We start from the raw sequence: 15362 nt of genomic DNA, 5'->3' as shown, positions 1-15362 counted from the left end.
CCATTATTAGACAGACGGTGAAACCTGACAGTATTGTCTATACCGATACTTGGCGCAGTTATAATGCGTTAGATGTAAGCGAATTTAAACACTATCGTATTAACCATAGTAAGCTTTTTGCCGATAAGCAAAATCATATCAATGGTATTGAGAATTTTTGGAATCAAGCTAAGCGCCACTTACGGCGATTTAACGGTATTCCAAAGGAGCATTTTCACTTGTTTTTGAAAGAGTGTGAGTGGCGATTTAATAACAGTGACCCAAAGAGTCAATTAAAACAATTAACTCAATGGGTTAAAGCGAATATGGGCTAGTTATCTGGATCAGCCCCAAAGATAATTTTTATTGCTTAACTAATGATGAGTCCATTTCTGCTTTTTTTAAAAACTCAGACCAAATTTCATTCGGTTCCCATGAGGGCAACAGTGCTGAACTTGCTTGCTTTGCAGATTGTTGTTCAACGATACGAAGGTAAAGATATAAAAAAGCAGATGCACGATAGTTCAAGGCACAATGAACCCAAACTTTATGGGCTGAAAATACTTTCATGATATTAAAGAACTGCTGCAAATATTTCTGATCGGGGGCATCAAATGGCACTGGTATATGAATATAGGTCATTCCCAGACAAGCCACTATAGCGCCTTCTTCTTCAATTGCTGTACTTGAATCAGGCATTGCCAGATTGATGATAACTTGGTAACCCTGCTCGGCAATTTTTACGAACTGCTTGATGGTAGGCTGACCAGAACTTGTAATAGTGGCTGTCACATTCAATACGTTCTTGATCGTCGTTTCCATTGTGGAAATACTCCATTCATTATTTCAGCGCGATAAGATTATCATGACTGTCGGACAATGCATGTGAACTCTTACATGTATTTATACTCAGATTACTTTTTAATAATAAAAACACACAACAATGAAGTTAAAAACAGGATTCGCTTTTTCATTGCTGCTAACAAGTCAGCTCGTTACAGCACGTGAATATATAGATGGACATTTACATTACGTCGATTTTTTTCAGGAAACAGATGGCATGCCTGCCTTACTTAAGGTCATGGATGAAAGTGATATCACGCAAGCCGTCATTATGGGGATTCCAGTTGCCAAAACCTGGGATGAAAATGAACCTAAAAAACCACGCTATTACGCAGGCGATGATGCTCCAATCTATTGGTATAGTGGCACTGATCTTGAATTACATGCTGCTATAGAAAACCTAAACCCTGAACAACAAAAACGCTTTATTCCCTTTTTATCTGGCTTCAACCCGGATGATAAAAATGCGGTTAATCACATCCGACGGGCATTAGAACTTAACCCCGGATTTTGGCAAGGCATCGGTGAAGTGTTCACCCGCCATGATGATCTCACTGCTTTGATTCATGGTAGTGCACCACGGGCTAATAGTGAGGCGATGATGAAAGTCTATAAACTGGCCGCCGAGTTTGATTTACCTGTATTACTACACAGTAACATTACTTCAAAACGTGAGCGTAACCCACTGTATTTAGAAGAATTGGAAGAAGCTCTTGGCAAGAATCCTGAGGTGAAATTTATCTGGGCACATGCCGGCACCAGTAAAGAATTACATCGTCATCAGGAGGAGCTGGGCTTTATCCGACCACTATTAAAAGAACTATTAGATAAATACGATAATCTGACCATTGATTTGTCGTGGACAATGATCGAACCGTATTTGCTGGATGAAAAAGGCAAGCCCAGACCGAAGTGGCTGGCATTACTTAAGCAGTACCCTAGCCGGTTTGTGATTGGCAGTGATGTGGTAGGTAGTTTTGATAATGTCGGTAAAATCATGCACGGATTTTATCCGGTATTGAATGCCTTACCAGAAGATGCTGCCAATGCCATTGCTCATGATAATTTTCTAAGACTATTACCTAAAAAAGCAGCTGACTAATCGGCGTAGCCACTACCAATCGCACGAAATGGCATTTTCAAACCCAGTTCTTTGACTTGCAAGCCAACCCAGGCTGGAAAGGTGTTGCTATTTGGTCCTGGAAACAAGGTGTATTCATCTGCCCATGGGTATTGGCTAACTGCTTTTTTAATATCAGGAATCAACTTAGCGGCTTTTGGCCCTTTTATCGATAATATCTTTTCCGGTCTGGCACCGTACCAATAGGTGTCAGGTGTGGTGGTTTGATATTCGCGTAATGCAGGTAAGCCACGCTTAACACGCCAGCCAACGACTTCGTACACTGTATAGCTTGCCGCATTTTGTGGTTTTACAGCAATCCAGCTATGCACTGCAAACCAGCCACGCCAACTAAAGGCATCAGCCGCATAGACTTCGATAATCGCTTGTTTTTCTGTCGCAGGATTGGCCGCAATACCAGCTGATTCACGGCTGGCTGTTCGCCAATCTTTTGTTGTGCAGCCGCTCAGTGAAAATACGGAAACCAGTAGAATACAAAGAGTTTTCAAGCTGTTATTCATCCTAAAAATTCAGTTGAGAGTCTGATCTAAATTCAGCTCATGGCTGGAATATGGCAGTGAAATATCCACGCGTAAGCCCGCTTTTGTATTGCTGATGGTCAACTTACCATTAAGAATATCAATGACCGCTTTGCTAATACTCAATCCCAGCCCAAAATTACCTTTTTTCTTATCATGTACAAAGCGATTAGTCACATTAGGTAATAAATCAGGGTCAATGCCTCCTGCTTCATCCGTTATCTGCCAAGTAACATAGTCAGGCTGCTCGGTGACCAGAATAGAAACTGACTGTTCGGCTGAGGAAAACTGAATGGCATTTTTGATCACATTTCTAATCGCAACCACTACTAACTCCTGTGGTAAAAACAAGTCCTGTTCACTATGAATAATTTTGTGAATCTGGATTTGATTTTCCTGAATCATGTGTTGCAGTGGCAATAATGCTTTTGAGGTAATCTCATTCGCCGTGCTGCTGGCAGTAATGGACGCCATTTGCTCGGCATCCAGTCGTGCGAGCATTAATAACTGGTCCAGTAATTCCGTTAGTTGTTTAACGGCCAGGTTCGCTTGTTTCAGATTGTTATCAACCGTTTCGCCTTGTTTTAGCATGGCTACCTGTAGCTGGGTAGTAATACCCGCCAATGGTGTTCTCAGTTCATGAGCCGCATCTGCAGTAAAACGGCGTTCGCTTTCCAATACGGCTTTGACTCGGGCGAGTAAAGCGTTAAAGCCGGCGATAACGCCTTTGACTTCACTCGGCACATCCTCAATTTCAATCGGCGTTAAACTATTGCCCGTGTGTTTATCGAAATGATCCTGTAGCTGTGTCATCGGCTTAAACACACGCTGGATAATAAAATACAGGGAGATGATTAAAGTCAGAACAGCCAGAATCCAGGGAATTAAAACCCCAATCAGAACAATGTTGAATAACTGACGACGTTTATCCAGCTTTTCAGCCGTAGTCACTGAAATACCATGCTCGGTGAGTTTAAACACGCGCCATATCGTGCCATTGTCACGAATAAAACTGTATCCATCTTTCACTGAGGTCAGTACATCTTGATTACCATCTTCTGTGCTAATAATTAACTCACCATCGATACGTGTGACATTACAGACAATAATCTCAGTATTGTCTTTCTTTTGTTCAATGTGTTGTAGCAGTTCATTAGTCAGAGAAGACGACGGCTTTTCATTTTTCACATCGTACTGATGCACGATATTCGATAACATTTTTGCTGATGCTGCTAAACGATCATCCAGAATCTCTTTCACATCACTTTTAATGGTGTGATACATAAAGGGGCCAATAATCAGGCATAAAATGCTGGTCACCAGCAGTACTGAGAGCAATAACTTATTTCTTAAGCTGCCTTTCATTTTTTATCACCTGCCAGAAAGTAGCCTAAGCGACGTTCAGTACTAATTAGATCCGTACCCAGTTTCTTACGCAAATTATGTATGTGCACGGCTACAGCATTACTCGCCACCCCTTCAGACCAGCCATATAGTCGGTCCTGAAGTTGTTCTGTATTAACGACTTTACCCGGTTGATGCATTAAGGCTTCTAATACAATGAGTTCACTTTTAGAGAGTTTGACCGGAAGACCATTGGCTTTCACTTCACCCTTAGTAGGGTTATAGCTGATATGAGCAAAGGTAATGACATTATCTGCCCGGCCAGCAATGCGACGAGTGATAGATTGCAGGCGAGCGACCAACTCATCAAAATCAAACGGTTTAGTAAGGTAATCATCAGCTCCGGCTGATAGCCCGGTAACTCGGTCTGGAATGGCATCTCGTGCGGTGAGAATCAGTACAGGAATCAGTATCTTATTCTGACGCCAGTTGGTCAGTAAGGTCATACCATCGTAATCTGGTAATGTTAAATCAAGAATCACAACATCATAATCGACATGTTGAATAGCCTGATTGGCGGTGTTAGCATCTGTGACCCAATCTGTGCTGTGCCCCAGCGTTTCCAGACCTTGTTTAATGCCATCGCCGACAATGTCATTGTCTTCAACCAGTAAAATATACATACATGATTCCCAATAATTACACACTTATTATGGTTAATAACATTAAGTGAACATTAAGATCAGCCTAATGTACGGCTAATCATTAGCACATAGACTTGATGAAAATTACACCTCACCGTGTATATATTCGCCCTTCATTGCTGAAGCAAACAACCCGATTGAATTTAATTTATTAAGAGATGTTTATCATGCGAGCCATTCCTTTAACACTCATTTCTGCTTTTTCCCTGATGCTAGTTGCCTGCTCAGAGCCAGAAAGTCAGGCCCCTAAACAGGAAGCCAAGCCTGCTGAAGTTGATGTGGCACTTCCTCTGCAACACAAACTGACGGATTGGGACGAGTTTACAGGTCGTTTTGAAGCCATCGATAACGTCAATTTGAGGGCACGGGTTACCGGCTATCTGGTTGAGAAAAAATTCAAAGATGGTCAGCAAGTTAAAAAAGGTGATGTGTTGTATGTCATCGACCCACGTCCTTTTCGTTATGAGTTAAAACGAATTCAGGCGCAATATGAGCTGGCGCAAAAAGAGCTGGATCGGGCTCATCTACTTCGTGAATCTAATGCGATTTCACAAGAAGAAGTCGACAGACGCTTTCAGGAATTACAAATTACAGAGGCTTCATTAAACAACGCCAAGCTGCAATTAGGGTTTACCAAAGTCACCTCCCCCATTGATGGCAAGGTTAGTGACAGCTACGTTGATGTCGGCAATATGGTGGAAGAAAATCAGACGATTTTGACGCGTATCGTCAGCACTAACCCTATTCACTTCCGTTTTGAGGGATCACAAGGCGATTTATTGAAATACATTCGCCTTGATCGTGCAGGCCAACGCCCTAGCAGTGACTCCAGCCCTAATCCTATTTATATCAGACTGATGGATGAAGATAAGTTCTATCACGAAGGCAAAATGCACTTTGTCGATAACGTGGTTGATGATGCCACCGGCACCATCCAGGCTACGGCTACTGTGAATAACGATGAAGGCATTATTTATCCGGGTCTGTTTGGTCGTGCCCGTTTATTAGGACGTGCTAATTACGATGGCATTTTAGTACCGGAAAATGCGATCAATACCGACCAAGATAAAAAGTTCGTCTATATAGTTGATGAGAATAATGCCATCAAACGTCAGTATGTGACTGTCGGCAATTTACTTGAAAATGATCTGATCGTAGTTAACAAAGGCTTATCCGGTGATGAAAAAGTGGTCATCAATGGCATACAGCGCATAAGAGCGAGCGGTCAGGAAGTAACACCGAATATGCATGAGCTTGAGTGGAAACCGCTTAATGTGCTTGGCAAACAAGCTAGCACAGACTCAGAAAAATTGACTGATACAGATAAGGAATAAGCGACTGTGAACTTCCCAAAATTCTTTATTGATAGGCCGATTTTTGCCTCAGTAATGTCCATTATCGTGGTCATTATCGGTTATATGGCCTATCTGAGTTTACCTATTGAGCAATATCCACAAGTTGCACCACCGACCATACAAGTCTCTGCCACCTACCCTGGTGCGACAGCAGAAACCGTAGCAGAAACCGTGGCGACACCTATTGAACAGGAAGTGAATGGTGTTGAGGGCATGCTATATATGTACTCTCAATCATCTGCCGATGGTTCGATGACACTGAGCATTACCTTTGAGCTTGGGACTGATCTGGATACAGCACAAGTATTAGTACAAAACCGTGTTGCTATTGCTGAAGCAAAACTGCCAGACAGTGTTCGTGCTTTGGGCGTAACAACTAAGAAAAACTCGCCGGACCTGATGATCGTTATCAATCTATCTTCTCCGGATGGTACCTACGATCAGAACTATCTCGCCAACTATGGTGTGTTAAATATCCGTGATCGTATACGCCGGATTAACGGTGTCGGTGATGTCCCGGTTTACGGTGCCTCAGATTACGCGATGCGTATCTGGCTAAAACCTGATTTACTGCAGTCCTATGATATAGCTGCGGGTGATGTGATATCGGCTATCCGTACTCAAAACGTTCAGGTTGCCAGCGGTACCTTAAACCGCGCACCACAACCCGATCAGAACTATTACGAATATATTATTCAGACGCATGGACGACTCACTACACCAGAAGAGTTTGGTGAAGTTATTGTTAAAGCCAGTGATGATGGTCGTATTGTTCGCTTACGTGATGTCGCTCGCATTGAATTAGCTGCTCAGGAATACATCACTAAAGGTTATTTAGGTGGTAAACAAGCGGTTGCCTTACCAATTTTCCAACGTCCAGGCACCAATGCGATTGAAACAGCAAAGCAAATTAAAGCTGAAATGAAAGATATTGCTGCCGAATTCCCACCGGGTATGACCTATGAGTTTGCCTATAATCCGACGGACTTCATCGAACAATCTGTTGAGGCAGTGAAAATGACGGTGTATGAAGCCGTATTCCTGGTGGTGATTGTTATCCTGGTGTTCCTGCAAACCTGGCGTGCGGCGATTATCCCAATTGTGGCCATCCCGGTATCGCTTATTGGTACCTTTGCAGTGATGTCTGCCATTGGTTTTTCATTAAACAACCTGACGCTATTTGGGTTGGTATTAGCCATTGGTATCGTGGTCGATGATGCGATTGTTATCGTCGAAAATATGGAACGTAACCTTAGAAATGGTCTGTCACCACGTGATTCAGCACGTAAAACCATGGATGAGGTCGGTTCCGCGTTAATCGCTATGGGACTGGTATTGGTTGCCGTGTTCCTACCTACCCTTTTCCTTGAAGGGATTTCAGGCAAATTCTATCAAGCCTTCGGTATTACCATTGCTGTGGCGACAATGATTTCAGTGGCCGTGTCACTGACTTTGTCACCGGCATTAGCCGCTATTCTGATGAAATCTCATGATCAGGATAAACCAGAGAAACCCGTTAAATGGTATCGCTCACCTGTTAAAGCGTTCTTTAATGGTTTCAACCGTGGTATGGAAGGTTTGTCTAGCCGCTATGGCTGGTTTGTCGGTAAAACCATTCGTATGGGGGTGATAATGCTCGTTATTTATGCGGGATTGATGACCTTAACCGCATTTCAGTTTAACCGAGTGCCTACAGGCTTTATTCCGACACAGGATCAAGGCTCTTTGATCGTAGCCATCACACTGCCTGATGGGGCGTCATTTAATGCAACGGATAAAGTAGTTCAGGCTGTCACTGAACAGATGTTAGAGGTGCCAGGCGTGAGAAACGCTGTGGGCTTTACTGGCTTTTCGGGTGCAACCAGAACCATTCAATCGAATGCAGCCGTTGTATTTACACCGCTAGAGCCGTTTGAAGATCGTATTGCTGAAGGCATTGATTATCACACTATCCTCAGTGATATGCGTACGATTGCTGCTGGCTTTAAGGAAGCTAAGGTAGCGGTATTTGAACGTCCTCCTGTGCCCGGTATCGGTAGTGCTGGTGGTTTCAAAATGATGCTACAGGATCGTGGCGGTCGTGGCTTAAAAGTATTAGAGCAGGCCGCAGCCGATATGGCGGCGGCAGCTAATAGTCCTGATAGCCCTGCCACAACAGCGGTGTATTCGTTCTTTAATACTAATAATCCACAAATTTATCTGGATATTGATCGTAATAAAGCTGAACGCCTTAATGTCCCAGTCGCGGATGTATTTGAAGCTTTAGAAGTCTTTATTGGCTCTGTCTATGTTAATGATTTCAATTACTTAGGTCGGACATTTAGAGTGACTGCTCAAGCTGAAGCAGAAGATCGTTTAACGGTAGATGATGCACTCAGAATCCGTGTCAGAAGCACTCATGGTGATATGGTGCCGTTAGGCTCTTTTGCCACGGTGAAAAATACTTCGGGGCCTTCTCGCGTTCCACGCTATAACTTGTATCCTGCTGCTGGTGTTATGGGTAGTAGTGCTGATGGCTATAGTAGTGGGCAAACGCTCAATGCGATGGAAGACTTAGCAGCCAAAATTCTGCCTGATGGCATTGGTTATGAGTGGACAGAAATCGCCTATCAGGAGAAATCAACAGGTGATACAGCTGCCTTGGCTTTCTTACTGGCCGTGGTTTTTGTGTTCTTATTATTGGCCGCACAATATGAAAGCTGGGCACTGCCGTTTTCTATCATACTGATTGTGCCGATGTGTTTGTTATCTGCCATCACCGGTGTCTATCTGGCCCATATGGATAACAATATCCTGACCCAAATAGGTTTGGTGGTTCTGGTCGCTTTAGCATCAAAGAATGCCATTTTGATTGTTGAATTTGCCAGAGAGCTGGAACGTCAGGGGCGTTCGGTCTGGGATGCGGCTGTGGAAGCAGCCAGATTACGTTTACGTCCTATCCTGATGACCTCGTTTGCTTTCATTCTCGGGGTTGTACCAATGGCAATGGCTGAAGGTGCCGGTGCTGAAATGCGTCAGGCATTAGGTATTGCTGTGTTCTCAGGCATGCTTGGGGTGACCTTCTTCGGACTGATATTTACCCCCGTGTTTTATGTGATTTGTCGTCGGGTCGCGCTTCACTTCAGACCTGAATCTAAACATGAACAGACGACAGGAGAAAAATCGTGAAAAAATTGATGCTTTGTACATTAATTAGTCTGTCTGTCACGGGCTGTGCTCAATTTCGTGATTATCAATCACCCACGGCAAATGCTTCAGTTGAAGCGACTCAACTAAGTGATGCTAATTACCAGTTTGCTACCGCACAGCAACCGATTGCAGACTGGTGGACGGCTTTTCACGATCCTCAATTAACTCAATTAGTTGATGAGGCTTTATCGCATAACCTGGATGTACGTATTGCGCTGGCAAATCTGCAAGTGGCCCGAGCCTTATCCAGAGCGGTTGGCTCAGATAGATACCCCACTGTTGATGCTAATGGTGGCTATAGCCGTAACCTGTATTCAAAAGAAGGACAAAATCCATCAACACGTGCAGCCGATGTGTATGAAGCTGGTTTTGATGCTAATTGGGAATTAGATATTTTCGGTCGCGTCAGTTATGGCATTGAGTCTCAGCTTGCTCAGGAACAAGCTATCGCTGCTGATTTACAACAGATGTATGTGAGTGTCGCTGCTGAGGTTGCCAGACAGTACTTTATATTGCGTGGTGCTCAATATCGGCTTGATATTGCTCAGCGTAATGCTGAGAATCAAAACGAAACCTTTGAATTGACAGAAAAAATACTCAATGCTGGTGGAGCCAGTGCTTTGGATGTGAGTCGTGCCAGAACTCAATTAAGTCTAACTCGCTCAACCATTCCACCGCTTCGAGCGCAGATAGATTCCACTATTAATAGTCTGTCTGTGCTCACCGGGCAAGTACCGAATGCCTTGCGTAGCAGCCTTTCTCAGTCCAAAGCTTTGCCAAGTTTACCTGTTAGTGTTGCTGTCGGTGATGCTCAACAACTGCTTAACCGACGCCCGGATATTCGTTCAGCCGAGCGTTCATTGGCAGCAAGTGTTGCTGATTACAATCTGACCGTAGCGGATTTATTTCCCAAGGTGAGTATTCTCGGCTCATTAGGGTTTATTTCGACAAATCTGAGTAGTTTTGGCACCTCTGCGCTCGCTGGTTCAATTGGACCATCGATCAGCTGGCAAGTGTTTGATCGTGACCGTCTAAAAGCCTATGTGGATCGGGCGGATGCACAAACGAATGCGGCTTTGGCACGATATGAAAAAACGGTGTTATCCGCATTTGAAGAAATTCAGTCTGCCATGAGTGACTTCTCTAACGAAGAACAACGCCGTGCTGAATTGCAGCAAGCCGCCGCTTCAGCAAAACAATCAGCCACCATGGCCAGAAATCGTTTTGATAGTGGTTATGATAATTTTCTGGATGTATTAGATGCTGAGAGAACGCTCTTGGAAGCAGAAGATACGCTGGCAAGCAGCGAGACCACTTCAGGACTTAACTTAGTGGCTATATATAAAGCACTAGGTGGTGGCTGGCAGGTAAAATCTCAGCAACCGTAATATCAGAGCCAAAACAGCTTTAGCAAGTAACCACCGCTACTTGTCCTGATTATCTGTTGCTTGCTTTATTACACATTGCTGACAAATACAGGCTTTGCCTTTGTCCACTGAAGGCACACTTTCTAACAAAGCCCGGCTAAATATCATATCCGGCTGATGGCACCAGCAATCAGCCGGATTACCATTGGCTGATAGATTGCCACAGGCATTTGGTCCACCACATAACGGGCAGATTGCAGCACAGAATACTTGCGTCTCAGCCATGTGTAATTAATCTCATCCCGTCATTTCTCATCAATTGGAAATCACTCGCACAATATAAAACCCTCAAGCGTTGTATGGCCTGAAAATTAGCGACCAGAGTAGCAGTTTATTCCACTAACTGTTGATTGAGTTCAAGCCAGTCTGTCAGTGTGAGCGGCTTGTAAAAATAATAGCCCTGAATTAAATCACACGACTTAGCTCGAAGATAATTAGCCTGAATATGAGTTTCGACACCTTCAGCGACTACTTTAAGCTTCATCGCTTTAGCCATGGTGATCACCGTATCAACAATCGGATATTCGCCATTTTCAGCGTTAATTTTATCAATAAATGATTTATCAATTTTCAACTCATCTATTGGCAACTGACTCAGATAGCTAAGATTAGACTGTCCGGTACCAAAATCATCGATAGCAATGCCAAAGCCGACTGTTTTCAGACTATGCATGACAGAGGTTAAAAGATTGATATTCTCTGCCATCACTGACTCAGTAATTTCAAATATTATTTGTTGTGCTGGAATATGATGCTTTTTGCATATACCTTCAAATGTTTCGACCAAGTTGGGATCCGCGAGCTGACGAATACTTAAATTGACGGATATCTTTTTGTCAAAATCGGGAACGCGTTTCCGAACTGTGTTGAGCATATCGCAGACTTGCTCCAGCACAAAATAGCCTATATCGGTAATCACGCCAGTACTTTCAGCAACACCAATAAAGTCTAATAAATTCAATGGTGTTTCTCTAGGATTATGCCAACGTAGTAACGCTTCCGCAGAGTCGACTTGATTAGCAGCATCAATTTTAGGTTGATAAACGACGCTTAAGCATGCGTAATCCAGACCAGATAACATCGATTGTGCTAGCTCTGCAACTTGCACAGTACGGCTATAAGTGGTGTTTTCTACAAAAACCAGCTCACCAGTCTTGCCTGATAGTTTATAGTTTTTGTGGGCATCTTCCAGCATGGGCACCATCGCCCCATTTCTTAAAATATCACTGGCAAAGAAAGACATCACACCACTGATTGAAAGTTTATGCTCAAGTTGCTCACTGAGTGTATCTAATAAAATTGAAAAGGCATTTTGTATCACCTCTTTAATTTTAACGTAATTCACTTTTTCAATAGGCTGTGTAGATTTGATGATAAATAAATCACCACCAACCCGATATATCCTCAGCGGTTGATTTTGTAATAATTGCTTGAGTTCATGAGCTACCTTTGTAAGCAACTGATTACAGTGGTTATGACCATAAACAGCATTGAGTTCGCTAAAGCGATCAATATTAAGCAAGCAGCCAACGTAACACGCCTTATTGCTTGTTTTGCCGTAGGTCTTTTCTAAATCAAGCTGCAACGCTTCTCTGGAATAAACATCTGTCAGTGAGTCGTAGAGGGCGGCTTTTAATAAACGAGCTTGGGTTAATTTTTTCTCAAATTTGTCACGAATAACATAGAGAAAATGATAACCCATCTCGTTTTTGTGTAATGAAACGCCTACTTCAACTTCAATGGTTTGGCCATTATGTTTTGACAAAGTCATTTGCCTGAAAATAGGTGTGAAGTCATTACGGTTAATTAATGTTGACACCATATCCTGATGTGCAAGCTGCTTTTCAGGGACAATAAGATTAATGTTTATATCAGTTAAGTCATCGTAGCCAAATAACGATTGACTATAATCGTTTGCCAGCTCAATTTTGCCCTTAGGATCGGTAATAATGACGGCTTCGGTGAGCATGCTTAATAAATGTATAAACTGATTATTGAGCTGTTCGAGCTGAGTCTGAGAGCGTGTTTTTACCGTATTAGTAATATTGGTTCGGTTAATCAGTACCGAACGAATCTTTTTTCCCAAAAGCTGTTCGTTGACAGGCTTGCTGATAAAGTCAACCGCACCGATAGATAAGGATTTGAGATGATTATCAAATTCACCGTGTGCAGTCACAATGATCACATTGATATGTCTCAGAGACTCATTATTACTCAGTTCACTTAAGACATTAAACCCATCAATATCAGGCAGACCTATGTCCAACAGCATAATATCTGGGATGATATCTTTGGCTATAGCAATCGCACTTTCACCAGAGTTTGCCACATAAATATCAGCTAAACTTTTTAATAATGTTGATAATTCCAGAATAATCACTGGGTCATCATCAACGATTAAAATTTTTCTCTCAGAATTCATGCTTTTTATCCATTTAATAGCATCTTGTCTTATTTTTATTCTGAACGTGTTTTATGGTTATACCGATGAAAACGGCACGACTTTATAATTATTCCTACCGTTATTTTTTACTTCATAAAGCAAGTTATCCGCTTTTTTTATAAAATCATTAATGTTGTGTTGTGTATCGTGTTTACTGATCACCACACCACCAAAACTCATCGTCACATTTAGCGATAAGTCGTTATAGATATAAGGTGATGAGGAAATGGCTTTAAGCATTCTGCTTAATATGAGCTCAGCTTCTTCCTCCGTTGCTTCACAGTAGATTAGAAATTCTTCGCCACCAAATCTGGCTGCAGTTTCAAATGGGCGAATACTATTTCGCATGCGCTTTGCGACATCAACCAGTACTCTATCGCCAATCTGATGGCCGTAGGTATCATTAATGCTTTTGAAAAAATCAATATCCGAAATAATCAGACAGTGACTTAATGGCATATCTGCTCGAGACAAACGGACAATATGTGCTTTGCAAGCTTTGATAGCCGCACGTCGATTTAATAAACCGGTGAGTTCATCGGTATGCGCCAAGGATAAAAGTTTTTTTTGCATCTCAACAATACGAGCCCCTACCCTGAGTCTGGCGATAAATACTGCCCCGTGTATTGGTTTTTCGATAAAATCATCAGCACCAACATCCAGTGCTTTTTGTTCTATTTGGCCCAGTGAATTAGAGGTAACCATAATAATATAAGGGGTAACCGCAAGGTTAAGAGCCCGAATTTTTTGACATAATTCAAGACCATTCACATCAGGCATCATCCAATCAACAACAATAATTTCAGGCGTGGTTTCTCTGTTTGAAATGATCTCCAGCGCTTTTGTTGCACTATCTGCCACAAATAGATTCATCTCAGCTTTTTGAACAAAGCTGCTAGTCGTAATGATGTCTATTTCGTTGTCATCGACAATTAATACATGCATGTTTGCATCCATGAAGCTAATATTTATGTATAAGTGTCTACTCGTCTCGTTTAACTATCAAGTGTAGCGCTTATATTTTTTATATTTTTGCTATTGGCTTACAAATAAAAAACTTTAGACACTCAAATTAAGCAAAACCCTGTCGATAAATAGTGAATGTGGTATGCGTTCTTAGGAGTTAGTCGTGACTGATCAACAAAAAACTTCACCGGGTATTAGCGAGAGCATCTCTGAAGACAGACGTGATTTCCTAAAAAAATCGACTTTGCTGGCTGGCATGTCGGCTTTATCCTCTAAAGCTCCCTTTGTTTTTGCCAGAACAAAACCGACATTACGTGTGATGGGCACGCATGTCACACTGCAAGAAGATATTCGCCAGAAAGCCATGAGCGATCTCGGAATTGATATCATTTTTGAACCTGGGGGAGAAGCTGAACTCATCCAAAAAGCCTCTACTCAACCTGGTTCTTTTGATATCTATGAACAATGGACAGATAGTATTCGCCAGCTTTGGCAGGCTTCGGCTATCCAACCTATTGACACTGAAAGGTTAACGTATTGGCCTGAAATCAACGCACTATCAAAAACAGGAAAGGTTTCACCAGAAGCACACATTGGTCTGGGTGATGCGCCACATAAGATTCTGAATGTGCAAGCAGATGGTAGTTTAGGGCAAGAATTCACAGGTAAGATAAGCTTTGTCCCTTATGTTCATAATGTTGACTCATTCGGTTACAACACAAATAAGGTGAAAAAAGGCATTCCTTATGAAACGGAAAGCTGGTCCTGGTTATTGGATGAGCAATATCAAGGTAAAGTCGCCATCGTTAATTCACCGACTATCGGCATATTTGATTTAGCGCTTGCAGCTGAGAGCAAGGGTTTAATCCAATTCAATGATATGAGTGATATGTCACAATCAGAAATTGACAAACTATTTTCCATTCTGCTGGATTATAAAAAACAACAGCATTTTGCTGGTTTTTGGAATTCAGTTCCTCAGTCAATTGATTATATGCTCCAAGATAGGGTGTATCTCGAAAGTATGTTTTCTCCAGCCGTTTCTACACTCAATGGTCAAGGTATTCCTGTCACTTATGCTGCTCCAAGGGAAGGATATCGTGCATGGCATGGTGTGATGTGTTTATCCAACGAATGTGAAGGACATGTAAAAGACGCAGCTTATGATTATATGAACTGGTGGCTTAGTGGTTGGCCAGGCGCCTATATTGCCCGTCAGGGGTACTATATTTCTACACCCGAACGCTCAAGACCACTATTAAGCAAAAATGAATGGGGTTACTGGTATGAGGGTAAAGAAACCACAGTTCCACTTAAAGGAACTGATGGCAAGATTTCAATACAAGCAGGTGATATTCGTACGGGTGGAGCCTATATTAAAAGGTTAAGTAATATCGCTATCTGGAATACCGTTATGCCAAATTATGATTATTCTCTACAAAAAACGGTATGA

At 42.4% G+C, this 15362-nt stretch carries 13 protein-coding genes; 6 read left to right on the top strand and 7 right to left on the bottom strand.

Going from position 1 to position 15362, the window contains the following annotated elements; translation table 11 throughout:
* The coding region (locus BM232_RS09395) for an IS1595 family transposase (RefSeq protein ID WP_143092276.1) at positions 1-314 on the top strand (314 nt) is incomplete at its 5' end.
* A 28-nt stretch (positions 315-342) separates the two neighbouring features.
* Here the strand turns inward: BM232_RS09395 and BM232_RS09390 are convergent.
* Complete coding sequence (locus BM232_RS09390) at positions 343-801, bottom strand: protein tyrosine phosphatase family protein (RefSeq protein ID WP_091713874.1); 459 nt, start codon at positions 799-801, stop codon at positions 343-345.
* A 121-nt stretch (positions 802-922) separates the two neighbouring features.
* Between BM232_RS09390 and BM232_RS09385 the strand changes: the two genes are divergently transcribed.
* Positions 923-1924: an amidohydrolase family protein gene (locus tag BM232_RS09385; RefSeq protein WP_091713872.1), complete on the top strand. Its 1002-nt coding sequence runs from the start codon at positions 923-925 to the stop codon at positions 1922-1924.
* Here BM232_RS09385 and BM232_RS09380 read toward each other — a convergent pair.
* The 3 genes from BM232_RS09380 to BM232_RS09370 are packed head-to-tail and all read right to left on the bottom strand — an operon-like array spanning position 1921 to position 4508.
* The gene (locus BM232_RS09380; protein ID WP_218153325.1) at positions 1921-2463 is read right to left on the bottom strand and encodes a DUF3750 domain-containing protein; all 543 of its coding nucleotides are present in this window, start codon (positions 2461-2463) and stop codon (positions 1921-1923) included. The genes BM232_RS09385 and BM232_RS09380 overlap by 4 nt on opposite strands.
* A gap of 9 nt (positions 2464-2472) precedes the next feature.
* On the bottom strand, positions 2473-3846 hold the full coding sequence (locus tag BM232_RS09375; RefSeq protein WP_091713870.1) for an ATP-binding protein: 1374 nt from the start codon (positions 3844-3846) through the stop codon (positions 2473-2475).
* Positions 3843-4508, bottom strand: a complete 666-nt coding sequence (locus BM232_RS09370; protein ID WP_091713868.1) for a response regulator — start codon at positions 4506-4508, stop codon at positions 3843-3845. The genes BM232_RS09375 and BM232_RS09370 overlap by 4 nt, the downstream gene beginning before the upstream one ends.
* A 188-nt stretch (positions 4509-4696) precedes the next feature.
* On the opposite strand from BM232_RS09370, the gene BM232_RS09365 reads away from it, so the two are divergent.
* The 3 genes from BM232_RS09365 to BM232_RS09355 are packed head-to-tail and all read left to right on the top strand — an operon-like array spanning position 4697 to position 10461.
* The gene (locus BM232_RS09365; protein WP_091713866.1) at positions 4697-5863 is read left to right on the top strand and encodes an efflux RND transporter periplasmic adaptor subunit; all 1167 of its coding nucleotides are present in this window, start codon (positions 4697-4699) and stop codon (positions 5861-5863) included.
* A gap of 6 nt (positions 5864-5869) precedes the next feature.
* On the top strand, positions 5870-9052 hold the full coding sequence (locus tag BM232_RS09360; protein ID WP_091713863.1) for an efflux RND transporter permease subunit: 3183 nt from the start codon (positions 5870-5872) through the stop codon (positions 9050-9052).
* Complete coding sequence (locus BM232_RS09355) at positions 9049-10461, top strand: efflux transporter outer membrane subunit (RefSeq protein ID WP_091713861.1); 1413 nt, start codon at positions 9049-9051, stop codon at positions 10459-10461. Before BM232_RS09360 ends, BM232_RS09355 begins: the two co-directional genes overlap by 4 nt.
* A gap of 36 nt (positions 10462-10497) precedes the next feature.
* On the opposite strand, the gene BM232_RS09350 is transcribed toward BM232_RS09355, so the two are convergent.
* The 3 genes from BM232_RS09350 to BM232_RS09340 all read right to left on the bottom strand — a co-directional run bounded on the left by BM232_RS09350 (position 10498) and on the right by BM232_RS09340 (position 13888).
* A complete protein-coding gene (locus BM232_RS09350) occupies positions 10498-10725 on the bottom strand; it encodes a cysteine-rich CWC family protein (protein WP_091713858.1) in 228 nt (75 codons plus the stop codon).
* A gap of 106 nt (positions 10726-10831) precedes the next feature.
* Entirely contained in the window at positions 10832-12922 is a 2091-nt protein-coding gene (locus BM232_RS09345; RefSeq protein ID WP_091713855.1) for a two-component system response regulator, read from the bottom strand.
* 57 nt (positions 12923-12979) lie between these two features.
* Positions 12980-13888, bottom strand: coding sequence for a GGDEF domain-containing response regulator (locus BM232_RS09340; RefSeq protein WP_177207303.1), 909 nt, complete (start codon positions 13886-13888; stop codon positions 12980-12982).
* A 184-nt stretch (positions 13889-14072) separates the two neighbouring features.
* Between BM232_RS09340 and BM232_RS09335 the strand changes: the two genes are divergently transcribed.
* Complete coding sequence (locus tag BM232_RS09335; RefSeq protein ID WP_218153324.1) at positions 14073-15362, top strand: ABC transporter substrate-binding protein; 1290 nt, start codon at positions 14073-14075, stop codon at positions 15360-15362.

This window comes from Methylophaga sulfidovorans, assembly GCF_900114205.1.
In the GTDB taxonomy this organism is placed as follows: domain Bacteria; phylum Pseudomonadota; class Gammaproteobacteria; order Nitrosococcales; family Methylophagaceae; genus Methylophaga; species Methylophaga sulfidovorans.
Note: the sequence above shows the minus strand (reverse complement) of the source record. Positions and strands in the feature narration are given on the sequence as shown.

Coding starts and splice junctions, on each gene's coding strand:
- BM232_RS09340 (WP_177207303.1), bottom strand. CDS start 13,888: ATGCATGTATTAATTGTCGATGACAACGAAATAGACATCATTACGACT.
- BM232_RS09370 (WP_091713868.1), bottom strand. CDS start 4,508: ATGTATATTTTACTGGTTGAAGACAATGACATTGTCGGCGATGGCATT.
- BM232_RS09390 (WP_091713874.1), bottom strand. CDS start 801: ATGGAAACGACGATCAAGAACGTATTGAATGTGACAGCCACTATTACA.
- BM232_RS09385 (WP_091713872.1), top strand. CDS start 923: ATGAAGTTAAAAACAGGATTCGCTTTTTCATTGCTGCTAACAAGTCAG.
- BM232_RS09375 (WP_091713870.1), bottom strand. CDS start 3,846: ATGAAAGGCAGCTTAAGAAATAAGTTATTGCTCTCAGTACTGCTGGTG.
- BM232_RS09350 (WP_091713858.1), bottom strand. CDS start 10,725: ATGGCTGAGACGCAAGTATTCTGTGCTGCAATCTGCCCGTTATGTGGT.
- BM232_RS09380 (WP_218153325.1), bottom strand. CDS start 2,463: ATGAATAACAGCTTGAAAACTCTTTGTATTCTACTGGTTTCCGTATTT.
- BM232_RS09365 (WP_091713866.1), top strand. CDS start 4,697: ATGCGAGCCATTCCTTTAACACTCATTTCTGCTTTTTCCCTGATGCTA.
- BM232_RS09345 (WP_091713855.1), bottom strand. CDS start 12,922: ATGAATTCTGAGAGAAAAATTTTAATCGTTGATGATGACCCAGTGATT.